This is a genomic window from Pseudomonas cremoris (assembly GCF_014230465.1).
Genome location: NZ_JAAXCY010000007.1, coordinates 331,641 through 356,029, shown reverse-complemented (window position 1 = coordinate 356,029; position 24,389 = coordinate 331,641). Strand labels below are relative to the sequence as shown.

General features: G+C 61.3%; 18 protein-coding genes. 10 read left to right on the top strand and 8 right to left on the bottom strand.

The window, feature by feature from the left end:
* Nucleotides 1–75 precede the first annotated feature (75 nt).
* A complete protein-coding gene (locus HF257_RS19625) occupies nucleotides 76–975 on the top strand; it encodes a DMT family transporter (protein ID WP_185706196.1) in 900 nt (299 codons plus the stop codon).
* On the opposite strand, the gene HF257_RS19620 is transcribed toward HF257_RS19625, so the two are convergent.
* From HF257_RS19620 to fabF, 4 genes are all read right to left on the bottom strand, one after another.
* Complete coding sequence (locus tag HF257_RS19620) at nucleotides 968–4,117, bottom strand: hypothetical protein (protein WP_185706194.1); 3,150 nt, start codon at nucleotides 4,115–4,117, stop codon at nucleotides 968–970. The two genes, HF257_RS19625 and HF257_RS19620, sit on opposite strands and share 8 nt — an antisense overlap.
* A gap of 241 nt (nucleotides 4,118–4,358) precedes the next feature.
* On the bottom strand, nucleotides 4,359–6,338 hold the full coding sequence (locus HF257_RS19615) for a peptidase U32 family protein (RefSeq protein WP_185706192.1): 1,980 nt from the start codon (nucleotides 6,336–6,338) through the stop codon (nucleotides 4,359–4,361).
* Nucleotides 6,339–6,451: 113 nt separating this feature from the next.
* Nucleotides 6,452–6,832, bottom strand: a complete 381-nt coding sequence (locus HF257_RS19610) for a RidA family protein (RefSeq protein WP_185706190.1) — start codon at nucleotides 6,830–6,832, stop codon at nucleotides 6,452–6,454.
* Between the two features lie 68 nt (nucleotides 6,833–6,900).
* Nucleotides 6,901–8,169 carry a beta-ketoacyl-ACP synthase II gene (gene fabF, locus HF257_RS19605; RefSeq protein ID WP_185706187.1) on the bottom strand — a complete coding sequence of 423 codons (1,269 nt, stop codon included), beginning with the start codon at nucleotides 8,167–8,169 and terminating at the stop codon, nucleotides 6,901–6,903.
* A gap of 107 nt (nucleotides 8,170–8,276) precedes the next feature.
* Between fabF and HF257_RS19600 the strand changes: the two genes are divergently transcribed.
* Complete coding sequence (locus HF257_RS19600) at nucleotides 8,277–8,750, top strand: winged helix-turn-helix transcriptional regulator (protein ID WP_185706184.1); 474 nt, start codon at nucleotides 8,277–8,279, stop codon at nucleotides 8,748–8,750.
* A gap of 9 nt (nucleotides 8,751–8,759) precedes the next feature.
* Here HF257_RS19600 and HF257_RS19595 read toward each other — a convergent pair whose 3' ends face one another.
* Together HF257_RS19595 and HF257_RS19590 are read right to left on the bottom strand one after the other, a co-directional pair.
* Nucleotides 8,760–10,082: an OprD family porin gene (locus HF257_RS19595; RefSeq protein ID WP_185706182.1), complete on the bottom strand. Its 1,323-nt coding sequence runs from the start codon at nucleotides 10,080–10,082 to the stop codon at nucleotides 8,760–8,762.
* 340 nt (nucleotides 10,083–10,422) lie between these two features.
* A complete protein-coding gene (locus tag HF257_RS19590; RefSeq protein ID WP_332872214.1) occupies nucleotides 10,423–11,520 on the bottom strand; it encodes a GlxA family transcriptional regulator in 1,098 nt (365 codons plus the stop codon).
* Nucleotides 11,521–11,567: 47 nt separating this feature from the next.
* Between HF257_RS19590 and HF257_RS19585 the strand changes: the two genes are divergently transcribed.
* The 4 genes from HF257_RS19585 (at nucleotide 11,568) to HF257_RS19570 (ending at nucleotide 17,510) form a co-directional block, all read left to right on the top strand.
* Nucleotides 11,568–12,542, top strand: coding sequence for an ABC transporter substrate-binding protein (locus HF257_RS19585; protein WP_185706177.1), 975 nt, complete (start codon nucleotides 11,568–11,570; stop codon nucleotides 12,540–12,542).
* 62 nt (nucleotides 12,543–12,604) lie between these two features.
* Nucleotides 12,605–13,714, top strand: coding sequence for an aryl-sulfate sulfotransferase (locus HF257_RS19580; protein ID WP_185706175.1), 1,110 nt, complete (start codon nucleotides 12,605–12,607; stop codon nucleotides 13,712–13,714).
* A gap of 78 nt (nucleotides 13,715–13,792) precedes the next feature.
* Entirely contained in the window at nucleotides 13,793–16,093 is a 2,301-nt protein-coding gene (locus tag HF257_RS19575) for a TonB-dependent receptor (protein WP_185706172.1), read from the top strand.
* Between the two features lie 88 nt (nucleotides 16,094–16,181).
* Nucleotides 16,182–17,510, top strand: a complete 1,329-nt coding sequence (locus HF257_RS19570; protein ID WP_185706170.1) for an LLM class flavin-dependent oxidoreductase — start codon at nucleotides 16,182–16,184, stop codon at nucleotides 17,508–17,510.
* On the opposite strand, the gene HF257_RS19565 is transcribed toward HF257_RS19570, so the two are convergent.
* Complete coding sequence (locus HF257_RS19565; RefSeq protein WP_185706168.1) at nucleotides 17,500–18,231, bottom strand: GntR family transcriptional regulator; 732 nt, start codon at nucleotides 18,229–18,231, stop codon at nucleotides 17,500–17,502. The two genes, HF257_RS19570 and HF257_RS19565, sit on opposite strands and share 11 nt — an antisense overlap.
* A 136-nt stretch (nucleotides 18,232–18,367) precedes the next feature.
* Between HF257_RS19565 and HF257_RS19560 the strand changes: the two genes are divergently transcribed.
* From HF257_RS19560 to HF257_RS19545, 4 genes are read left to right on the top strand one after another with little or no spacing between them, the layout of a single operon-like run.
* A complete protein-coding gene (locus HF257_RS19560) occupies nucleotides 18,368–19,189 on the top strand; it encodes an ABC transporter ATP-binding protein (protein ID WP_185706166.1) in 822 nt (273 codons plus the stop codon).
* A complete protein-coding gene (locus HF257_RS19555; protein WP_185706164.1) occupies nucleotides 19,186–20,178 on the top strand; it encodes an ABC transporter substrate-binding protein in 993 nt (330 codons plus the stop codon). The genes HF257_RS19560 and HF257_RS19555 overlap by 4 nt, the downstream gene beginning before the upstream one ends.
* Before the next feature lie 7 nt (nucleotides 20,179–20,185).
* Entirely contained in the window at nucleotides 20,186–20,935 is a 750-nt protein-coding gene (locus HF257_RS19550; RefSeq protein ID WP_185706162.1) for an ABC transporter permease, read from the top strand.
* Nucleotides 20,936–20,986: 51 nt separating this feature from the next.
* Entirely contained in the window at nucleotides 20,987–23,350 is a 2,364-nt protein-coding gene (locus tag HF257_RS19545) for a hypothetical protein (RefSeq protein ID WP_185706160.1), read from the top strand.
* A gap of 55 nt (nucleotides 23,351–23,405) precedes the next feature.
* On the opposite strand, the gene HF257_RS19540 is transcribed toward HF257_RS19545, so the two are convergent.
* Nucleotides 23,406–24,275 carry an isocitrate lyase/PEP mutase family protein gene (locus HF257_RS19540; protein WP_185706158.1) on the bottom strand — a complete coding sequence of 290 codons (870 nt, stop codon included), beginning with the start codon at nucleotides 24,273–24,275 and terminating at the stop codon, nucleotides 23,406–23,408.
* Nucleotides 24,276–24,389: the final 114 nt, after the last annotated feature.

The following is a 24,389-nucleotide window of genomic DNA, read 5'->3' as shown; positions in this document are numbered from 1 at the left end:
TTTTGCCTTTTTTAGTCGCTGGAGCGGCTCCCAAGCAGATTGCCATAATTGCGCCTCACTTGAGGAGCATCAATCGTGGACACATCTATCCGTCGCGGTACGTGGGAAATGGTCGCCGCCATGCTGATCTCGGGCACCATCGGCTGGTTTGTGCTGGTGTCGGGCGTGTCGGTGATCGAAGTGGTGTTCTGGCGCTGCGTGATCGGTGGGCTGACGTTATTGCTGGTGTGCGCTTTGCTCGGTTACCTGCGCCTGGACCTGCTGAGTTGGGCCAAGGTCGGGCTGGCGATGCTCAGCGGCGTCGCCATCGTCGGTAACTGGCTGCTGCTGTTCGAATCCTACTCCCATGCGTCCATCGCCATCAGCACGGCCGTGTACAACGTCCAGCCGTTCATGCTGGTGATGTTGGCGGCCCTGTTTCTGGGTGAAAAGATCACGGTGCAGAAGCTGGCGTGGCTGAGCGTGGCGTTTCTCGGGATGCTGGCGATTGTTACCGCTCATGGCGAGCAGCAAAGTGGTGGTGATTACCTGGTGGGGATCGCGCTGGCATTGGGCGCGGCGTTTTTGTATGCGATTGCGGCGCTGATCATCAAGCGTTTGAAGGCCGTGCCGCCGCATTTGATGGCGTTGATCCAGGTAGCAACCGGGGCCGTGCTGTTGGCGCCCTTGGTGCCCTGGAACAGCTTGCCCGCTGCGCCCAATGCCTGGGCGGCGCTGGTGACGCTTGGGGTGGTGCACACTGGCTTGATGTACGTGTTGCTGTACGGGGCGATCCAGAAACTGCCGACGGCCTTGACCGGAGCACTGTCGTTCATTTACCCGATTGCGGCAATTCTCGTCGACTGGATTGCCTTCGGGCATCGCCTGGGCTGGCTGCAATGGCTCGGTGTGGCGGCGATTCTGCTGGCAGCTGCCGGGTTGCAGCGCGGCTGGTGGTGGTCGCCCCGTAGGAGCGAGCTGGGGGGTTCTATGTGATTCCACTCCCTTGGCGCAGTGCATTGGCATTCAACGCACTGGCTGGGGTGAATACGAACTCCCTGGTAGGCGGTCCATCCAACCATTTCTGCAAATAGGCCACGCCGCTTTCATCCAGGCCATACACCTGGCAGCCACCTGCCGTTACCGGCGTCTGATGTCGGCCGGCCATGGCCAAGTCCAGGCTGAGGTCATTACTGTTGAAGATAACCAGTTCGTTGGTGCGGGTACGTTGGATATAAACGGTATGGGAAAACGGCTCGGCATCTCCCGCGCGTTTGAAATTGAAAAAACCTGATTCGCTGATGAGCGCAGGGTCGAATTTTTTCTTTATGTTGTGGCGGGCAATGCCCATCAGATCTTTGTACGCCGAGGTGTACCGTGTTCCGACAGTCTTGGCATTGGTGGTTGCATCCAACACAGCATTGACGGTCTTGGAGGTCACCGTGCCCTCCGCCAGGCCGACCTTCATTGCGTTCTCATAGCAGACCCCCTTAAAGCCTGGCAGTCTGGCGTGAATCAATTCCAATCTGTCCAGCAGCCGACTATGGCTGATTTTCCTGGTCAATCCGACGGCATGCGGGTTGAAGTCGATGGGTAGACCATAGGCCGATCTGGTCTTGGCGTTGTAGTGATACCACTGGCCTGAGCTGTGCTCATAGGTTGCCAAGGCCTCCAGGGTGATGCCGTCCTTTGTCTTCAACGTGCCCTTGGCAACGTGCTGTCCATCATTCAAAGCCTTGAACGTCGCAGGGTGGTTGTTTGGCACAAGACGCTTGAATTGTTTGACGCCACGCTTGGCAAGACGAATCCCTCCCTTGACCCAGTCCCCCAAACCATCGACGGGGTTGACGGCGCTAATGGTTACGCGCCCAAGGATACGTGCGGTTTGCAGCAGCTTGGAGCTGATTGACGCAGTGGTTTTGGCGACTTTCCCCAGTTTTGCCAGTGCCCCTGCACCCATCATGAAGCCGAGTAGATCCAGGATCAGATCTGCGCTGCCTTTGCTGTACTTACCCTCAATGAAATGGCTGATCGCGCTGTAGAACGGGATTAGCCCGGTCACGATGGCGTGGGCCGTCTTGAGAGGGGTTTGTTCGGTCTGGAATGTCGTTGCACCGCGAGCGCGGCTGGCCAGTTTTTCGAAATCTATCTGTGCCAATGTCGCGTCAGCCAGGTAGGCCGTGCGTTGGCTGTTGAAACTGTTTGGTACAGCGCCGCCACGTTGATCAGTGCGGGCATGCGTGGCCTGCATGGTATCGGTGCGCGCCTCACGGACAATGCTCGCGTAGTCATCTGTTGGCTTGAATGGGATGACCTTGACGTAGGGCGCCGCAAACTCAGGGTAAGGATTGTCGGGCTTACGCAATTCGCCGAATTCCGGGCGCGCGATGATGCCCCCAGCACCCAGGGCCACTTCAAAATTGAGGCGGGGTGCCCCGACATTGAACAGCAAGGTGTCAACGATATCTTCGTGCTGATGCGCGGCCAGGTTGCGATTGGGCACGGTAGACAATTTGAACAGCTGGAGATCTCCGTGTTCGATGTGTTCTCTATCGGCCAGAGGCAGGGCCGAAATCATGTACTTGACCTGGCTGGTGATGGCTTTCTTCAATTCACTGAAGTAGTCCTTCAGGTCAGTGTCGAAGGTTTGGGTGAGTTGCTTGATATCGGCAAGTTTCGCAGTGTGTGCCAGGATCACGTTGTAGGGCATTTGCGCGTTCGATGAGACCCATGCGTTGTTGCTGATGACTAACTTCCCCGCCTGGTATAAGTCCAGCACCGAGTACGGCCCTTTATGACTGGGCGTGCTGTGACGCAGGGTGATGCATTTTTCTTCGAGTGGCAGGTGTTCGCCATACACACGTTTGAGTTCAGCAAGTGCTCGCTGTGCCAAATTTGGCACGGGCGTGGCGAGGGCAAGGACCGCGCCATTCAATTCATCCAACTGCGTGTTGTAGGCCTCAAGCAATCGACGCATCTCGATATCGCTGTAATGGTCGTCCGGGTTGCGCTTGATCAACCCATTGGCAACGCCCCAATCCTTCAAGCCGGCATGCTGCGCGGCGCGTTCAACCTCGGCGTCTTCAGCGGTAATCGGCGCCAAGTTGCCACGGGCGATGATGTCGGCGTAGGCCATTGACGCCGTCGAGCCGGGAGCCTGATGTTCGATACGGGCGACGGCCGTTTTGAAGGTGACCCAATTGTGGGAGCCGTAGGTCAACGTATCTGGCAGGTTCTGGACGAGAAAGGCCGGCTCCCGATGAGCGAGCAACAACGTGGCAGCCACTGTGGCCAGTTCGGGAGGTGAGAGTTTGTGCTCAATAAGGTGCTTGGCCAGCCCTTGGACCACCGTGGCCGGAGATTTACCCCAGTGGTCACTACGCGCCAAGTCGAAACCTGCCACCGACGTTCGGCTAGGAGCTTTGTCCAGGGAGTGTTGAAGCGCCGCCAGAACAAAGTCATTGGCACCTGTTGGCGTGCTTAAGCCTCGGTAGCGTTGCAGCATTTTTTTGCCCAATGCCTGGGCGGTGGGTGACTCCAGAATCTTGGCAATCACTTTACGTGGGTTGGCCAACTCTACCGCTGACCAGCTTCGACCTCGGGTCAACTCGACAAACAAGTTCCTTGCAGTGTGAGCGGTATCCGGGGGCGTGTCCTCAGCTAGGTCGACACGCCGAAGGGGCACGGGCCAGGACAGCGCACCGGCCAAGTCACCGAGTAATGGGCTCAGCGGTTCGGGCTGACGTAGCGTCGCCACCAAATTAGCGATTTCATCCAGCGTGCGTGGCACCTGCCACCCATTGTTTTGAATGAACCGATGCAAGTTGACGGCTTTTCCTGGAGCCAATGTATAGGCCAGCGCATAGGAGGATTCAGGGTCAATAGACAGTGTCGTGCCCTTTAGCAGGGTCTCCACTGAAAACGGGTTCTTGGCAGAGGCCTGATGGGGCGAAAGGGTTTGCAACTGCTTGCATAACTGTTCCAAGTTCCTTGCGTCCGCAGCCAGCAGTTGGCTGGGCTGTGGGCCAGAATCATCGATTTTGAAGGTGCGTGGCTTGTTGGGTGTTGCGGGAGTTTGACGGTAGGCCAGTGACGCAGGAGTGGGTAAAGGAGGTAGCGAACGGATGGGATTTGGCATGAAGGTATCACTCGCGAAAGCATCAACCTTTGGTGGCATCACTCTGCGTTTGATTCCAGAATTCCAGCGCGAAATTGCAACGCGGCTGGTTTGTAGTGAGCGGGCTTGTCGAATCGTCGCACCGCCCGCGCTGGGGGGCGAAGCCGCCCTAAAAAACCGACACCGCAGCCTACCTGACACACTGCGGCGGTCTTATTGGGGCGGCTTCGCCCCCCAGCGCGGGACAAGCCCGCTCACTACATCAGTGGGTACCCTGGAAAATGATGTTTTCCGGGTTGAAGTGAGCTACGCCGCTGCCCGGTTGCGGCAGGCCGAGGATGTGCCCCTTGATCTTGCCCACCACGTGCATTTCGCAGGGTTTGCAGTCGAACTTCAAGGTCAGCACTTCGTCGCCATGGATCAACTGCATGGGCGCAACCTTGGTCTTCACGCCCGTGACACCCTTGGCCTGTTTAGGGCAGAGGTTGAACGAGAAACGCAGGCAGTGCTTGGTGATCATCACCGGCACTTCGCCGGTTTCTTCATGGGCTTCGAAGGCGGCGTCGATCAGCTTCACACCGTGACGGTGATAGAAATCGCGGGCCTTTTGGTTGTAGACGTTGGCCAGGAACGACAGGTGCGCTTCCGGGTAGACCGGCGCCGGTGTGGTTTCGGCTTTACGGCCACCACGCGGATGCGCAGCCACCCGGGCGGCCGTCAACGCTTCGATCACTTCGCGGCGCAACGCCTTGAGCTGCGAGTTGGGGATGAAGAACGCCTGCGGTGCATCCAGCTGGATGTCGGTGGCGTGGTATTCGGTGGTACCCAACTGGCCGAGCAGGTCGCGCAGGGTGTCCAGCGCCTGTTCCGGCTTGTTGGCCACGCCGAACGGGCCGGGCAGGGTAACGCTGGCGCTGATGCCTTCTTCGCTGGTCGCGGTGACTTCCAACTGCTGCTCTCGCAAACGAGCGGCCCAGGTCAAGCCGATACGGCGCTCGGACGAAGTCTTGAGCAGCGCCTGTTGCCAGTTATGGTCCAGGTTGCGGTTCAGCGGATGGTTGGGGCGCAGTTGATGCAGGCCAGCCGGCATTTCATTCGGCTCGACACGGTAGCGGTAGCGCTTCTCGCCGTCTTCCTCGAACTCGCCTTTAGGCTCGGCAATGTTGGCGCGGAAACCCACCACCTCACGCTTGACCAGCACATTGAGGCCGTCGCCATTGGACAGCGGCTCATGGGTGACCACCTGCAAGTCGCGCTTGCCGGCTTTTTCCACCACACCCACCGGCAAGCCGGTGAAGGTCGGCGTGTCGAAGGCGCCGATGTCGACCTTGCGGTCGGTGACGAAGTAGTCGGTGCTGCCACGGTGGAAGGTTTTTTCCGGGTCGGGTAGGAAGAAATGCACGGTACGGCCGCTGGACGCGCGGGCCAGGTCCGGACGGTCTTCAAGCACGTCGTCGAGGCGCTGGCGGTAATAGGCGGTGATGTTCTTCACATAGCCCATGTCCTTGTAGCGGCCTTCGATCTTGAACGAACGCACGCCGGCTTCGACCAGCGCGCGGATGTTGGCGCTCTGGTTGTTGTCTTTCATCGACAGCAGGTGCTTTTCAAAGGCCACGACGCGACCCTGGTCATCTTTCAAGGTGTACGGCAGGCGGCAAGCCTGGGAGCAATCGCCACGGTTGGCGCTGCGGCCGTTCTGCGCGTGGGAGATATTGCACTGCCCGGAGAACGCCACGCACAGCGCGCCGTGGATGAAGAATTCGATAGCGGCATCGGTTTCGTCGGCGATGGCGCGGATTTCTTGCAGGTTCAGCTCGCGGGCCAATACCAACTGCGAGAACCCGGCCTGGTCGAGAAACTTGGCGCGACCCAGGGTACGAATGTCGGTCTGGGTGCTGGCGTGCAGCTCGATGGGCGGAATATCCAGCTCCATCACGCCCAGGTCCTGCACGATCAATGCGTCGACACCGGCGTCATACAGTTGATGGATCAGCTTGCGCGCTGGCTCCAGCTCGTTGTCATGCAGGATGGTGTTGATGGTGGTGAACACGCGGGCGTGGTAACGACGGGCGAATTCCACCAGTGAAGCGATCTCGCTCACTTCGTTACAGGCGTTGTGGCGTGCGCCGAAGCTCGGCCCGCCGATGTAGATGGCGTCGGCGCCATGCAAGATAGCCTCGCGCGCAATGGCAACATCGCGGGCAGGGCTGAGCAATTCCAGGTGATGCTTGGGCAAGGACATAGTTTTTTTAGTCAGGCTTGTCACGGTCGAGGCGCGCATTGTAGCTGTGAAATGCTGGGGGGGCACCTACCACAGGGCTGGCTGGGTAGGTGATAGAACCCGTTCCCACAGGTTTAGGCTTTTGCGGCCATTGCGGTGACTTCAACGCGCATGCCTTCAACGGCCAGGGAGGCCACACCCACCGCCGCCCGCACGGGCCACGGCTTGGCAAAGAAGCGCTTGTACACTTCATTGAACGCAGCACGGTCAGCCATGTCGGTGAGGTAAATGGTCAAGTGCATCACCCGGTCCATCGAGCTGCCGGCCTTTTCCAGGGCCACTTTCAGTGCTTGCAGGGTGCATTCGCTTTGCAGCGTGACATCGCCCAGTTCCAGGCTGCCGTCGGCACGGGTGGGGATCTGGGTGGAAACCAGGATGCCGTTGAAGCCGATCACGTCGGACGAAATCGAGTCGGCATCCGGATCAGGGGTGTAGGACAGGTCGTGGTTGGCCATGGGCGCGCCTCTTGATGGACAGGTTCAGAAAGGCGCCCATGGTCCCCGAAAACTAACCCCGGGGCAAACTACGCCCAGCGACGGAACAGCACGCTGGCGTTCACACCGCCAAACCCAAAGCCGTTGGACAGCGCGTATTCAATCGCCATTGGCCGTGCGGCGCCGCGCACCATGTCCAAGCCCTCCGCGAGGGCATCGGGGTTTTCCAGGTTGAGTGTCACCGGGGCGATCTGGTCGCGCAGGGCGAGTACGGTGAAGATCGCTTCGATACCACCTGCCGCGCCCAGCAAGTGGCCGGTGGCGGATTTGGTCGAGCTGATGGCGGGGCTGCCGACGGCGCCAAACACCGTTTTGATCGCCGCGAGTTCACCTTTGTCACCCACCGGCGTCGAGGTGGCATGGGCATTCAGGTACTGCACTGCAGACGCATCGACCCCGGCTTGGCGCAATGCCTGCACCATGGCACGACGCGCACCGTCGCCGTCTTCGGGGCCTGCGGTCATGTGATAGGCATCGGCACTGGTGCCGTAGCCCACCAGTTCGGCGATGGGCTGTGCGCCTCGGGCCAAGGCGTGTTCGAGTTCCTCAATGACTAGGATGCCAGCACCTTCGCCCATTACAAAGCCGTCGCGCGCCTGGTCGAATGGCCGCGAGGCCAGCGGCGGCGTGTCATTGAAGTCGCTGGACAACGCCCGAGCCGCCGCAAAGCCTGCCAGGCTGACGCGATGGATTGCCGCTTCGGCACCGCCGCATACGGCCACGTCGACTTCACCGGCACGAATCATCCGCGCGGCATCGCCAATCGCTTGCACACCCGCCGCGCAGGCCGTAACCGGCGCACCCAGCGGGCCTTTCAAGCCGTAATTGATCGACACATGCCCAGCGGCCATGTTGCTGAGGAACGATGGAATGGTGAACGGAGACAGGCGCCGTGGGCCTTTGCTGTCGGTGATACGCACCGCTTCGGCAATGGCCGGGAAGCCGCCGACACCGGAAGCAATGATGGTTGCCGTGCGCTCCTGCTGCTCCAAGGTGTGCGGCGCCCAGCCCGCTTGTTTCATGGCCTCGTCCGCCGCCGCCAGGGCAAACAGGATAAAGCGGTCCATCTTGCGCTGTTCCTTGGCGGCCAGCAGGCGGTCCGGATCAAATCCGGCCTCGGGGTCCTGCAATACGCTCTGTACCTGGCCGCCGATGCTGATCGCCAGGTCGCCGATCAAGTCTTCCGGCAGGCGCCGAATGCCCGATTGTCCGTCCAACAGGCGTTTCCAGGTGGATTCCACGCTCGATCCCAGTGGCGTCAGCGCGCCCATGCCTGTCACAACGATGCGTTTACTCATGATCAATCGACTCCAGTTGCGTTGAGGGTACAGACCCTATGGACGTCACTATCATCATGAAAGTAACATGGCGTCACACAACTTTGTACCGGAGCACAGGAACTCGCATGCAACGCAAATCCCTCGTCAGTGACGAATGCCCTATCGCCCGCAGCCTTGAGCGGGTAGGGGAGTGGTGGAGCATCTTGATCATGCGCGACGCGCTGCACGGCCTGCGCCGTTTCGATGAGTTTTCGCGCAGCCTGGGCATCGCGCCGAACATGTTGACGCGCCGCCTGAATGGTTTGGTTGAGGCGGGAATGTTGGAGCGTCGTCCGTACAGCGAGCGACCGCCACGCTACGAATATGTGCCGACGGCCAAGGGCGAGGATTTCAGCGCAGTGTTGATGTCGTTGGTGGCTTGGGGCAATCGGCATTTTGCCGAAGAAGGCACCAGTGTCGAGGTGGTCGAGCGCGCTACCGGGCTGCCGGTGCAACCGGCGATGGCGAATGCCCAAGGCCAGTGTGTGCCGCTGGAAGACTGCGTGATCCAGGCCGGCCCAGCCGCCAGCGCGGGGATGCGCCAGCGGTTGGGCTCCTAACCGCAGTGATCAGAGCAGGGTAAAGGGGTAATCGACGATCAGACGCAACTCGTTCAACTTGCCGTCGCCCTGGTCGGCATTCGACGACACGATGGCATCGCGCACCCGCAGCGACAGGTTTTTTGCCGGGCCGCTCTGGATCACGTATTTGGCTTCCACATCCGTCTCGTGGTGCGCGCCGTCGGCACCGTAGTCGCCGACATAGGCGCTGTTGGCGGGGGTGTGAGTACCATTGATATCCGAGCCGTTGATGTAACGGCTCATGAAGCTCAACCCGGGCACGCCATAGCTGGCCATGTTCAAGTCATAACGGATCCCCCACGACTGCTCGCCCGGGCCGTTGAAGTCGCCCCATTGCACCGAGTTGGCCAGGAACACCGAGTCGCCGCCTTCGCCTGCGCCATTGTTGCCGGTGCCGATGTAGTCAAACGGCGTGTCGCCATGCACTTTCTGGAACGACAGCGTCAGCGTGTGGGCCTGCAGGAACGAATACGCCGCCGCCAACGAATACGTGGTGTTGTTGATCGCCCCAGCCTTGGCGCTGCCGGTGTCGAGGGTGCGGTACAGGTTGCCGTCCAGGGCCAGGGACTGGTCATGCCCCAACGGGATCACATAGTTGAGGTTGGTGTAGTACTGGCGCCAGATGTCTTCCAGTTCGCCGGCATACACGGTCGCGCTCAGCGACGGCGTAAAGGTGTATTTGCCGCCGACAAAACTGGCGCTGTTGGCCGCGATATTGGCGTAGGTCGCATAGATATCGTGGTCATGGTTGCTGGTCATGCCGCTGTTGGTGCTGGTGAAGTGCCCGGCTTCCAGGTCCAGGCCGGCGATTTCGCTGCTGGTCAGGTCAAAACCGGTGGCCGTTTGCGGCAACAGGCGCGTACCGCCGGTGGCGAAAACCGGTGCGGTGGGCTGCATGTCACCGAATTTCAACTCGGTCTTGGACACCTTGATCTTCACCGCCGCGCCCACGGAGCCATAGGCGTTTTCCGGGTCGCCATGGCGGTCGGTCGGCAAGTCGCCGGTGCCGGCGTCCGCATGGGTGGCGTCCAGCTTCACGCCGCCGTAAGCGTAGGCATCCACACCGAAACCGATGGTGCCCTGGGTAAAGCCCGAGGCGTAGTTGAGCATGGCGCCCTGGGTCCAGTCGCGGTTGTCGGCCTTGCCGCTTTGGCGGTCACGGTCGAAGTAATAGTTGCGCAAGAGCCCGGTGATGCTACTGCCTTCGACAAATCCCTTGGAGTCCGCCTGGTCCGTCACGGACTCGGCAAATGCCATTTGGCTGATACCGGCGCACACCGCCAGCGCTAACAGGCTCGACTGTTTGATCATGTTATTAACTTCCCCAGGATAATGAACGCGTGCACAGAAACACCGCACTTGTTGACAGCGAAAAAAGTTCTATTGGCAGGTGTTTGTAAGTGAGGCGTTACAGTTTTTTATTGTGTTTGGCGTGGTTGCCGAAGCCGATTCTATGCCCAGTTTCAAAGGCCCGCAGCCAGGCGCCGGATGAAATTCGATTAATTAAACTTCACGTTGTTTAAACAGCGCTGGGTGTAGCGTTGGAACTGTCTTAGCCGCTCTGCTTCGACACTACCCTTTGGTTGCCGCCGCAGAGTCTGCGGCGGATTTTTTCGTTGTTGTCGTTTTAAGTTGGGGGGCTTAGTTGAACTTAGTGTGCCAACCCTTGCAGGGCGATGCCCATCGGGAACGGGGGCAGGCTGGCGGGCGCCGCCTTCATTTGTTGGCGGTAACCGAGCGGGCTGGTACCCAGTTGTTTTTGAAAGGCACGTCGCATGCGTTCTTCACGTCCGAAGCCTACGGTTTCGGCAATCCGCTTGATCGGCTCACTGGTGGTCGCCAGCACACGGCAGGCGGCCTCCAAGCGTAAACTCTCCACCGCTTGAGCCGGTGTTTCGCCAGTGGCGGCCACGTAGGCCCGTGCAAAATGACGCGGGCTCATGCCGAATTGCTCGGCCAGACGCTCCACCCGCAGATCGCCATTCAGATTCCCCGCTATCCAGGCATGCAAGCGCGCCAGGCGCACATCGGGGTCGGTGCGCAAGGCGGTGGATTGGGCTTTCAACGAGGCACTCAATTGCGGTTGTTCCGCCGAGCGCCACAGGAACACCGTGAAATAACGTGCCAGGGACAGTGCCACGTGGGGGCCGAGATCGTGCTCCACCAACCCCAATGCCAGGTCGATGCCGGCGGTGGCTCCACCGCAGGTCCATAGGTTGTGGTCGTGCAGGTACAGCGCGTCGGTCTGGCAGATGACCCTGGGGTAACGCGCCTGCAATTCCTCAGCGAACTTCCAATGGGTCACCACCTTGCGTCCATCCAGCAGGCCGGCAGCGGCGAGTGCAAAGGCACCGGTGCCGATCGAGCACAGGCGGCGGATGTGCGTGGCTCGCTGGCTTAGCCAGGCGCAGGCCTGCTCGTTGGCCTCCAGCGCGGCCATGCCCGGGCCACCCGCGACGATCAGCGTATCGATCACCGGAGCCTGTTGGTCGATCTGTTGCAATGACAGGGTGGTGGCGCTGATCCCTGACACCGACGTGATCTGCCCGCCCAGCGGCGAAGCCAGCAGCAAGCGATACGGCGGCTGTGAGGCGAAGTCGCCACCGAGCAAACGTGGGATCGCCGCAAACACCTCCAGCGGCCCAGCGGCGTTGAGCAACAGCAGGTCGTCGAAAGCCAGCACGACGACCGTGCGCGTAGCGGTGTCCGATGTGGCAGTAAAGGAGGGGTGTTTGGCATGGAGCGGCACGGCAAGCCTCGACATACTGGGTTCAACGCAAAAATGAGGGCACGACAATGACGCTAAAACCACACGCTGCCAAGCACCCCTTGCTGCGCCGCCTGCTTGGGATGGCGTGCCTGGCGACGCTGTTGATCGTGCAACCGGTGTCGGCGGCGTTGCACGTGGGCGATCAAAGCGGGTTGATCCAAGCCATGCTGCACGCGGCAGGCGAAGACAAGGACTTGCCGGACGCCCTGGTGTGGCACCCGTTCACCGCCGGGACCACGCTGCTCGAAGCCCTCAGTGCCGGCGCCATCGACGTCGGTGTGGTGGGCAACGCTCCGCCGATCTTTGCCCAGGCGGGCGGGTTCGATGTGCGCATCATTGGTGTGGCGAGTGGTGCGCAGAACAACAATGCGCTGTTGCTGCCCGAAGGGTCGACTGTCCAGCAGGTTGCCGACCTGAAAGGCAAGCGCGTGGCGGTCGCCAAAGGCACCAGCGGGCATTACCTGTTATTGGCGGCGCTGCGCCAGGCCGGGCTGACCTCCAGGGATGTGAACATCGCCTACGTCAGCCCGGTTGACGCACAAAACGCCTTCGCCAGCGGCCGTCTGGAGGCCTGGTCGGTGTGGTACCCCTTTGTGGGCCAGGCAACGTCCCGTGGCGCACGCATCCTGGTGGACGGCGGCCCATGGCCGGAAACCGGGCAGAACTTTACCGTGGCCAGCCTCAAGGCCCTGGCCGACCCTGAGCGTGCCGCCCAGGCCGGCGACTTGCTGGCACGCCTGGCGCGAGCCCAAGCCTGGGCCACCGCACACCCGGACGCCTGGGCCGAGGTGTTCGCCCAGACCACGCGACTGCCGGTGGCGTTGGTGCGCGACATGCTCGCCCACCAGAACCTGAATTACGTACCCATTGATCCGGCGGTCATCGCCTTGCAACAGCGCCTGGCGGACACGTTCGCGACCGAACACGTGATCCCACGACCGCTGGACGTCGGGCAGATATTCGACCCGCGCTTCAACGCCGTACTGCCATCCCCTAACTGACTGATCGTTTTCAACCTTGCCGGTGTACGCCCGGCAGGGGTTCCTGCACCCGGAGAAAAGCCATGCACCGCACCACACTCAAGCGCCAGAAGACCGGCCTTATCGGCGTCGACCGCACCCGCAGCGCCGGCGGCTACACCTTGTTTGCCCCGCAAACCGCCGACGGCCAGGTGTTTCTGATCGACCTCGACGGCGAAGTTGTCCATCGCTGGAAGCTGCCCCAGCGCCCGGGGCGCGATGCCGTGATCCTGCCCAATGGTAACCTCGGCTACAACGGCAACCACCCCGACTCGCCCGAGCTGTTCCCGGGCTGGTCGGTGTGGCATGGCGGTGCGTTCAGCGAAGTGACTCCCGAAGGCGAAGTGGTATGGGAACACACCGACCTGTTGCACCATCACGATGCCCAGTGGCTGGACAACGGCCACCTGCTGTACACCACCGTCGAGCCATTGAGTGCGGAACTGGCCAGCCGAGTCGTCGGCGGGATCCCCGGCAGCGAGGCCGCCGGCGGCGTGATCTATGCCGATGTGGTCAAGGAAGTCGATCGCCAGGGCCACGTGGTATGGGAATGGCGCAGCTGGGAGCACCTGAAACCTGAGGATTACCCGCTGCACGACACGTTCGAACGCTACCACTGGCCAATGACCAATGCTGTGTCGCCGGGCCGCGATGGCAAGGTCATTCTCAGCCTGCGCAGCGTCTCTTCGGTGGTTGCTATCCAGCGCGGCAGCGGTGAGGTGCTGTGGCGCCTGGGCCACGACCTGGTAGCGCAGCAGCACTGCCCGAGCGAACTGGAAAACGGCAATGTGCTGGTGTTCGACAACGGTATTTCCCGTCCGCATATCAGCATGCCGCACTCGCGCATCCTTGAAATAGACCCACTGAAGCAGCGTATCGAATGGCAATACGCCGACACCCCAGGCTACGCGTTCTTCACGCCGTTCATGGGCGGCGCGCAACGCTTGCATAACGGCAACACCCTGGTGACCGAGGCCAACTTCGGACGCTTGTTCGAAGTTACCCCGGCCGGCGACGTGGTGTGGGAGTACATCAACCCGCATTTCGCCCCCTATCCCGATGAAGCGTCCCGCCGCTACCTGCCGGGGGAAAACAACGCGATCTTCCGCGCCCACCGTTACCAGCGCCAGGACCTCCCATGGCTGCGTGACTGAACAACGACAGCAACGATCACGCTCACGCAGGCCACGCGCAGCGAAGTATCGACTCATCTTTGCGTTAAGGAACTTGCGATGACTCTGCTTTATTCGCGCCACCTGACTGTGGGTGCACTGGGCTTATGCTCGTTGATACACGCGCTACCGGCTGCCGCCGAGGCGCTACCTGGCGACACCGACACCGTGCTGCAAGCGGTGACGGTGGAGTCGCGCCGCCGCGCCGAAGACGCCCAGCAAGTGCCCGTGGCCATGAGCGTGCTTGGCGCGCAAACCCTTGAGGAGCAACGCCTGTATCGCTTGCAGGATTTGCAGCAGGCCATGCCCAGCGTCAATGTGGCGTTTATGCATGCGCGCCAATCCAGCCTGTCGATTCGTGGGCTGGGCAACAACCCGGCCAGCGATGGCTTGGAGGGCAGCGCCGGGATCTACCTGGACAACGTGTACCTCGGGCGCCCCGGCATGGCGGTGTTCGACCTGCTGGACGTGGAGCAGATCGAACTGCTGCGCGGGCCCCAAGGCACCTTGTTTGGCAAGAACACCACGGCGGGGGTGCTGAATATCACCACCCGACGTCCTAGCTTCACCCCGCAGGACAGCCTGGCGACTTCGGTGGGCGAGGACGGTTATGCGCAAACCCAGGCAAGTTTCTCCGGGCCGCTCAGCGATACACTGGCGGGCCGGATTGCGGCGTATCGCACCCATGAAAACGGTTATGTGAAGAACGAATACGATGGCAACACCCTGGGCGGCGGTGGGCGCCAGGGCTTTCGTACGCAGTTGCTGTTCAAGCCCAACGAGGATTTCAATCTGCGTTGGCTCGCCGACTACAACGAGGAAGACTCCAGCGCCGGTACCCGCTCGTTGTTCAGTACCGGGCCGACCATCAACGGTGTCAACCGCTACGAGCAACGCGCCGCCGCCGTGGGCGCGACACTGGTCAGTGGGCGCCGGGTCAACCTGGATGCCGAGCAGAGCGTCAAGGTCTTCCAGGGCGGCACCTCGCTGGAGGCAAACTGGACGCTGCCGAGCGACTTTACCTTGACCTCCATCAGCGCCTATCGCTGGTGGGATTTCACCCCGCGCAACGACGACGAACTGAATGTCGATGTGATGCACAACGTCGGCCAGTCCGCGCGGGACAAGCAGTATTCCCAGGAACTGCGGCTGGCCTCGCCGGTGGGCGAACACTTCGACTACGTGCTGGGCGCGTATTACTTCCGCCAGGAAATGCGCAATACCGTGTTCACCGATTACGGCCCGTTGGCCGATACCTGGAACGGTACGCCCCAAGGCGCACTGAATAATGTGACCAGCGTCGGCCATGGGACCGTCGATACCGACAGCTTTGCCACGTTTGCCCAAGGGACTTGGCACCTGACACCCACGGTGGATTTCAGCCTGGGCCTGCGCGGCACCTACGAACGCAAACAGGCGAATGTCACGCGTGACGCTCCCGTTGGCGGCGCTACGGTGACGGGCGCAGCCGCTGCCGCCAGGGCCGGGCGAGTAGGGGCGTACGGCTCCGGCGACTTGAGCCTCTACAGCTTCAGCCCCTCGGCGCTGGCCAGCCTGGCCTGGCATGTCAATGAACACGTGCTGGCGTACGCTTCGTTGTCCCACGGTGAGAAGTCCGGTGGCGTCAACCTCAGTGTGGCCAGTGCACCGGTCGCCGGGGCCGACTCACTGTTGATCGGCAGCGAACGCGCCAACGACGCCGAACTGGGCGTCAAGACCACACTGCTCGACCAACGCCTGACGCTCAACGCCAACCTGTTCTGGACCGTGGTACACGGCTACCAGACCAACGCCTACGACGATGCCAACCTCACCAGCTACCTCACCAACGCGGGCACGGTTCGCAGTCGTGGCCTGGAGCTGGAGAGCAGTTGGCGGCCCGTGCGTGGCTTGACCCTCAGCGTCAACGGCTCGTTCAACGATGTGCGCTACCTGTCGTATGAGGACGCGCCATGCCCAGCCGAAGTCGCCCTGCGCCCAGGTGCGCCCGCCGCCTGTGACTTGAGCGGGCACGCCGTGGTCGGTGCATCGAAGTGGATCTACAACACCACCGCCAGCTACCAATGGCAGCTCGACAACGGCCTGCAACCCTATGTGAATGGCAACTATGCGTGGCGCTCCCATGCCGTGGGCACCCTTGACGATTCCCGCGAAGCCCAGTTGCCGGGTTATGCGCTGGTCAACCTGTCGACCGGCGTGCGCGGAAACTGGGGTGATGGGCAATGGGACGTGTCGTTGTGGCTGAAAAATGCCTTCGACAAAACCTACTACACCACCCTGTGGAACTCGCCGAACGGCGCCTATACCGGCGTGTTGGGTACGCCACGTACGTTGGGCGCGACGGCGCGTTATGACTTTTGATCACCAAGGCATAAGCCAGCACGTTTGATTATTGGACAGGCCAAACCGGTGCGGACATTGTTGGGCGCTTACTTTCAGGGAGTGCCCCATGCCCGCACAACGCCAACTCAAACTGGGCGCGTTCATGCGCCCAGCCAGTATCCACACCGGCGCCTGGCGCTATCCCGGCGCGTTTCGGGACGCCAACTTCAACTTCGCCCACCTCAAGCGCTTTGCACAAACCCTTGAGCGTGGGCGCTTCGATGCGTTTTTCATGGCCGACCACCTGGCCTTGCTGAATATGCCGACCGAGGCGTTGAAGCGCAGCCATACCGCCACGTCTTTCGAACCCTTCACGCTGTTGTCCGCCCTGAGCCAGGCCACCGACCATATCGGGTTGGTGGCCACAGCCTCGACGACGTACGACGAACCGTTCCATATCGCCCGGCGCTTTGCCTCACTCGACCACCTGAGCAATGGCCGTGCCGGCTGGAATATCGTCACCACTGCCAACCCCGATGCTGCGTTGAATTTTGGCCTGGACGAGGCGTATTCCCACGATGAGCGTTACGCCCGCGCCCGTGAGTTCTACGACGTGGTCACCGGGCTGTGGGACAGTTGGGCCGATGACGCGTTTATCCGCGATGCCGACAGCGGCATCTATTTTGACCCGGACAAGCTGCACACCCTGGATCACAAAGGCCGCTACCTGAGCGTGCGCGGCCCGCTGCATATCGCCCGGCCGGTACAAGGTTGGCCGGTGATCGTGCAGGCCGGCTCTTCAGAGCCTGGGCGGCAATTGGCGGCAGAAACCGCCGAGGTGATCTTCGTGGCACCGGGCACCTTGGAGGAGGGCAAGGCGTTCTATGCGGACATCAAGCGCCGCATGCGCCTGATCCAACGTAACCCGGACCACTTGAAAATCCTTCCCGGCGCATTTGTGGTCGTTGGCGATACTCTGGACGAAGCACGCCGCATCCGCGCGCACCTCGACAGCCTGGTGCATGAACAGAGCGCTATCGCCTCACTGTCAGTCGCGTTGGGCACGGATGCGTCGAAGTTTGATCCGGATAAATTCCTGCCAAGCATCCCGGAGACCAACGGCAGCCAAAGCTCCCGCGAGCGCGTACTGGCCTTGGCGGACCGTGAACAACTCACCGTGCGTCAATTGGCGCAACGCCTGGGCGGTTATGCCGGCTTGTCGTTTGTCGGCACGCCCTGCGGCATTGCAGACCAGATGCAGCAATGGCTGGAGGAGGAGGGCAGCGACGGTTTCAACATCATGTTCCCGTGGCTGCCGGGTGGGCTGGATGACTTCGTCGATAAAGTCGTGCCCGAACTGCAAGGGCGCGGGATATTCCGGCACGAGTATGAAGGCACGACGTTGCGCGAGAACCTGGGTTTGCCTCGGCCGGCCAACCGGTTTTTCAGTTCTTGAATACACCGCTCAACACAAAGGCGTAACGCTCCGGGCGGATATAAAACGTGGTGCGGTCGCAACAATGGCCGTTGGCGAAATACGACGTGCGCTCCATCACCAACAGCGCCGCACCGCGTTTGACGTTCAGCGCCGTGGCCAGGGCTTTATCCGCCTCCTGCGCACGAATCGCCAGGTCGGCGCGGGTCACGGGCTGGCCGGTGACGTGCTCCAGCACGGAATAGATCGGCTGGTGCTCGACCTCGGCCCACACCACAGTGGCCAATGCTGCCGGTAAATGGCTGCGGCCCAAGGCGATGGGTTCTTCATCGACGTAGTGCAGCCGCTCCAGCAGCAGGCAACGCTCTGCGCCGTCGAACAACTCACGCAAGCCTTCGGGCATCGCCTGCTCGGTATGACTGATGACGTGCATGCTCGGCTTCAGCCCCTGCAGCAATAGCGCTTCATGAAAACTGCGCAGCGCATCCAGGCCGTGGCGCACCTGTTTGGCTGCGACGAAGGTGCCTTTGCCCTGTTTGCGCTCTACCACACCGTCATCACTGAGCTTGCCCACGGCCAGGCGCACGGTCACGCGGCTCACACCAAAGCGTTGGCCCAACTCGGCCTCGGAGGGCAACTTGCCACTGGGTTCGAAGTCGCCGCGTTGGATTTCTTCCAGCAACCGATGGGCGATCTGTTCATAGAGCGAGGTGCTGCTGTCGCGAAGAATTGAGGTGGGCACTGTCGGCTTCCATGACCTCGGAGCGGGGCGCCTGCGCCTTCGCTTCTAAGGTTATAAAAATAGGTTATTGGGACAACTTGTATTAAGACGTATTATATCGAGCAATCCCATTGTAAACGACCCGACGATACTTGCCATGCCCAAAACCTCTGCATTTGCGGCCGACGCGCTGACGGTCGATGCCATCAGCTTCAGCTACCCCAATGGGCACCGGGTATTTTCCTCGTTCAGCCTGAGCGCGAAACCCGGGGAGTTCGTGGCGATTCTCGGCCCGTCGGGCTGCGGCAAGACCACCTTGCTCAACCTGTTGTCAGGGTTCCAGCAGCCACAGGACGGCCAGATCCGCATCAACCAGGCGGCGGTGCGCCCGGAGTTGGCCGAGCTGGGTTACGTGTTCCAGTCGGCGCAGTTGTTTCCCTGGCTGAGCGCCTTGGAGAACGTGCGCTTTGGCCTGCGTATGAATGCAACCACCAGCGAGGCACAGCAGCGTGAGCACGCGCTGAAGTACTTGCGCCTGGTGGGGTTGGAGCAGGCCGCCGAGCGTTTGCCGCATCAACTGTCGGGCGGCATGCAACAGCGAGTGTCGCTGGCCCGCACCCTGGCCTTGGAGCCCAGCGTCTTGCTGATGGACGAGCCGTTCGCCGCGCTGGACGCCATCAGCCGCAACAGCATGAATGAAGAAACCCTGCGTCTCTGGGCCGAGTTGGGCCAGACCGTGTTGTTCATCACCCATGACATAGATGAAGCGGTGTTCCTGGCCGACCGCGTGATCGTGCTCAACATCGCGCCCGGCGGCATACACAGCGAGTTGAACATCGACCTGCCGCGCCCACGCTCCAACCTGCACACCCGCCGCCTGCCGGCCTTTCTCGATTACCGCAATGAATTGATGGAGCGCATTGCCCAGGTCATGGACATGCCTTCGACCCCCACCCGTCAACCCGAGCTAACCGCATGATCAAACGTTCCCTGCTTGCCCTTTCATTAACCGTTGCTGCGCTGGCGGGCGGGGTGTCCGCCGAAGAGAAACCGCTGCGCATCGGTTATGTGTTCGCCATGGCCAACGCACCGGCACTGATCGCCGATAAAGAGGGTTTCTATCGTGAGGAGGGGCTCAACGTCGACCTCAAGGCCCTCGGCGATGGCCCGGTGATCCAACAGGCGCTGGCGGCCGGTGAGCTGGACGTGGCTTACGTCGGCACACCGCCGGTGTACCAATGGTTTTCCCGTGGGTTGCAAAGCCGCATCCTGGCCAAGGTCAACTATGGCCAGGCGGCGGTGATCGTCGATGCCAAGAGCCCGATCAACAGCCTGGAAGCACTCAAGGGCAAAAAGCTCGCGGGGGTGAAGAAGGGCAGCGGTATGGACGTGCTGCTACGCGGGTACGTGCTCAAGGAAAAGGCCGGACTCAACCCCGACAAGGACCTGGACATCATCGACATGCCGCCGGGCAACATGAATGCGGCGCTGGAGCGCGGCATCGTGGATGCCGCGTTTTCCTGGGAACCCTTTGTCAGCCAATCGTTGCTGCGCGGCTCCAGCCGGGTGCTGCTGGACGTGAACAAAGCGTTGCCGAATTACCCGTGGTACGTAGTGATCGCCCTGCCGAAAACCCTGCAGGAACGTCCGGACGACGTGGTCAAGTTGCTGCGCGCACACCGCAAGGCCATCGCCTTCCTGAACGAAAACCCGGACGAGTCGAACCGCATCATCGCCGAGGTCTTCAAGCTTGAAGCGGTGCAGGGTGTCGACGGCAAGACCATCACCCCCGAAGCCATCGTTGCCCAAGCGCGTACACGCCTCGGCTGGTCCGCCAACCTTGAAGCTTCGGACATCCAGTTTATCCAGCGCCTGATGAACTACTCCTACGACCTCGGTTTTATCGACAAGACGCTCAAGACCGAGCAGATCGTGGACACCTCCTACCTGGAAAAAGCCTCGCGCTGAGTCACTCATGCATTTGCCAAAACCCAATTGGGGATGGGCTTCGCTCCCATTCCTGCTGTTGATCTGGATCGCCCTGGCCAGCCGTTTTCCCACCTACATCCTGCCGCAACCGTGGGACGTGGCGCGTGAAGCCGTGCGTTGGCTGGCGGACGGTTCGTTGTGGCAGCACCTGCGTGCCAGCGTGCTGGAAGAAGTCGGCGGTTTTTTTGCGGCGGTGATCGTGGCGATCCTGCTGGGTACTGCCGGTGGGTTGTCGTCGCGGTTTCGCGACTTTATCTCGCCGCTTAACAGCCTGTTCATGGCGATTCCGCCCATCGCCTGGGCGCCGTTGATCATGATCATTTTTGGCTTGGGCTATGTGTCCATCGTGCTGGTGATTTTTATCGCGGCGGTATTCCCCATGGCGGTGACGATCCAGGAGGGCGTGCAAAGCATTCGCGGCGGCGAAGTGCGCGCCGCTCGCACCCTTGGCGCCAATCAATGGCAGCTGCTGGCGCATGTGTATTTGCCGGCGTCGCTGCCGTTTGTGACGGCAGCCCTGCGCATCGGTTTCAGCCAGGGTTGGCGAGCGTTGGTCGCGGCGGAAATGATCGGCGCGTCCCAAGGCATTGGCTGGATGGTCTCCACCGGCGGGCAGATCGGCAACAGCAGCCAGGTGCTGCTGGGCATCGTGATGATCGGCCTGATCGCCTGGCTGATGGAGAGTTTTGTATTCCGGCGCATCGAGCGTCACTACCAGAAATGGCGCGTGCAATAAGCCACGCCCGACCTATTCGAACCTTCAGTGGACCACTGCACGAGGTGTCAAGTGAGCAACGTTTTCGATCCCCGCGAAGCCGGGCATTACATCGCCCCCCAAGGCCTGTACGAACGCAATAAGAAGCGCCCGTTCCTGGGCAGTATCCGCTGTGATCGCAGCACGGTAGTCGCCGGCCAATGGGATGAAATCACCCTGGTCTACGAAGTGGGCGGCAGCGGCCTGGCGGACGGTGCCTGGTTGAAGCTGGCGTTCAAGTTCTATTCCGACTGGGCGTTGTTCCAAACGTCGAACCCGGCGGGCCCGAACTACGTGAGTGCCGAATACCAGGCGGGCGAACTGGTGCCCGGCCAGAGCCAGGCGACCGTGCAGCACCTCAAGGTGCGCTTTGACCAGAAGGGCCATGAACGGCCGTTTCAGAAAGCGATCATCATCGATATCGTCGACGGCTACCTCAACCCCGGTGACACCATCACCCTGCGCCTCGGCGACCGTCGCCAGGGCGGCGCGGGTACGCGGGTGCAGAGTTTTGTCGAGAAGGACTTCCGCTTCCGCCTGTTTATCGACCCGTTGGGCAGTTCCAAATTTGCCGAAGTACCGGGCGACCCGTTGCTGGATATCGTGCCTGGCCCGGCGCAGAGTGTGCAGTTGATTGCTCCTCGGTTGGTCAGCGCGGATGAAGCGTTTGATGTGTTGCTGCGGGTGGACGATGCGTGGGGCAATACCTGCCGGGATGTGCCCCATGAAGGTGTACTGACGCTGATTGACCCCCAAGGTGAGGCTTCATCGCAACCGTTTGAATTGGCCACTGAGGGCTGGGCGATTGCGCGGCTGGAAGGCGTAAAGCTCGGTGAAGTCGGTGAGTGGCGCTTGTCCGCCGAAGTGGCTGGTGTCCGTGGCGCGCAAGCCTTTGTCACGGTGGACCCGGAGGGGACGGCACTGCGCCCGCTTTACGCCGACCTGCACGTGCACTCCGATGACACCGTGGGCACCAATGACACGCTGTACAACCTCAGTTACGGCCGCGATGTGGCCGGGCTGGATATCCTTGGCTACACCGCCAACGACTTCAATATCACGGAGCAACGCTGGGACCAGGCCGTCAAGCTGATCCACGAACTGAACGAAGCTGGCCGTTTTGTGTGCTACCCAGGCACCGAGTGGTGCGGTAATTCCTGTGCGGGCGGCGACCGTAACGTGGTGTTCCTGCACGACCGCAAACCCGAGTTTCCCTTCGACAACCAGGGGCGGCTGGTGCGCTCGTTTGAATGGAATGAATTCACCGCCGGCACCATCAAGCCGGGTGCCTGGCCGGTAGACGAGCTGTACGCCGCCTATGCCAAGGACCCGGAAGGCCATCTGATGATGCCTCATGTCGGTGGCCGCCGTTGCAACCTCGACTGGCACCACCCGGAACTCGAACGCTTGATCGAAGTGGGTTCGGCCTGGGGGCAATTCCATTGGGTGTACGCCGAAGCGCTGCAGCGTGGCTACCGCGTGGGCGCGGCGGCCAACAGTGACGAACACCAGGGCCGTTGCGGCGGCGGTGTGCCGGCCACGGCGGTGTTTGGCTCTCGTGGCGGTTTGACGGGCGTGGTTGCAGACAACTTTGACCGCGCCAGCGTGGGCAAGGCGCTGCGGGCCCGGCGCACCTTTGCCACCACGGGCGAGCGGTCTTTTGCCAGCCTGCGCCAGGGTGAGCATTTTATGGGCGAAGTGTTCACCGCCGAGGCTGACGCGACGCTGGAGTACCGACTGCTGGGCGAAGCCGGTTGGGAACAGGTGGACCTGTTCGACGGCGACCGGCTGGTCTGGTCACGTAACCTGCACGAGGAACTGGGCTTGTCCGAGCAGCGCATCCGCGTGCGCCTGGGTGGTGCACGGATCAAGGACCGTTATCGCGGTGCCTACTGGACCGGCGAGATTCGCGTGACGGGTGCGGTCATCAAGGGTTTCCGCGCCCTTGGCCTCGACCACCCGGAGCAGACCGTGTGGCGCAAGGACGCCACGACGCTGGCGTTCCGCACCGACACTAACGGCGACACCGACAGCATCGAAATCGACCTCTCGCAACTGGCCGGCGCGAACCTGCAGATCAACAGCCGGATCGACAATTACATCAAGGTGGGAGACCCCTCCGAGCCGCAGCCTTACGTGCATGCGCCAACGGTATTGATGGAGGTGACGGGCGAGAATTTGCTGGCTCAACCACAGGTCGTGGACTTGCCGGGGGCGGAGCTGAAAGTGTCGCTGGAGCGTATGACGGCGGCGCCGTTACCACGGGAACTGCAAGGCAGCATCGAGCTGGCCGGGTTGAAGCTGCAACCGGGGCGGGAACATCCGTTGTTTATCTGCGCGCGGCAGCGGGATCAATCGAGGGTGTGGACGTCGGCCGTGTTCCTAACGCTGGCCTGAGGCAGGACAGCGCAGCGGTGAGCCCTTGGGAGGAGGGTATTCACCGCTTGCAGGATTACTCTTTGACGTCCATGAACTCTTCGGCCCACGCCACGTAGCTTTCTGGCAACGTGTAGGTGTGGGTCAACTCGGTGGCACTGAGGTTCGACGTGCTGTGGGTCAGCTGACGTTGAGCGCGCAGGCTGTCGTAGGTGGCTTTGATGGCGGCAAAGTAAGCGCCATGCCCCGCAACCACGATGCGTACGCCAAGGCTGGCCAGACGCTGGGCGTCATTGAGCTTGGGATTACCGTAGGTCACCAGCATCAGCGGTACCGTCAGGTTTTCGGCGATCTTTTCCAGGTGGTCGAAGTCACTGACGCCCACCATGCAAATCCCGTCCGCACCGGCTTTTTGATACGCCAGGGTGCGCTCGATGACCGCCTCGGTCGGCAGCACGCCAGCGTTGGTACGGGCAATGATCGACAGTTCCGGGTCTACGCGGGCTTCCAGCGCGGCGCGGACTTTGCCGATGCCTTCCTCGATGGAAATCAGGTCCGTGGATTTGCGCCCGAATTGTGCCGGCAGCAGGGTGTCTTCAATGGTCAATGCGGCCACACCGGCGCGCTCAAGCTCTTCGACGGTGCGCATCACGTTCAGGGCGTTGCCGTAGCCGTGGTCGGCGTCGGCAATGAACGGCAGTTGGGCGACTCGGCCAATGCGGGTGGCCTGCTCAACGAACTCACTCAGCGTGATAAGCGCAAAATCAGGCGCTGCCAGTACCTGTAGCGAGGCCACGGAGCCCCCCAGGATGCCAACCTCAAAACCCAGGTCAGCGGCAATACGTGCAGACATCGGGTCAAATACAGAAGCGGTTTCAACGCACGTTGGCGTTGCAAGCAGTTCACGAAAATTACGGCGCAGGGCTGTGTGAGACTTTTTCGGCATGATCTTTCCTGGTTGGGGCCATTGACTGCGTGCGATCAACGCCTATTGGTAGACGTGTGAGACTACCATGTAGGAAAAGGTAGGATTATGACGTTTGAGAATGGGCTATGCGTA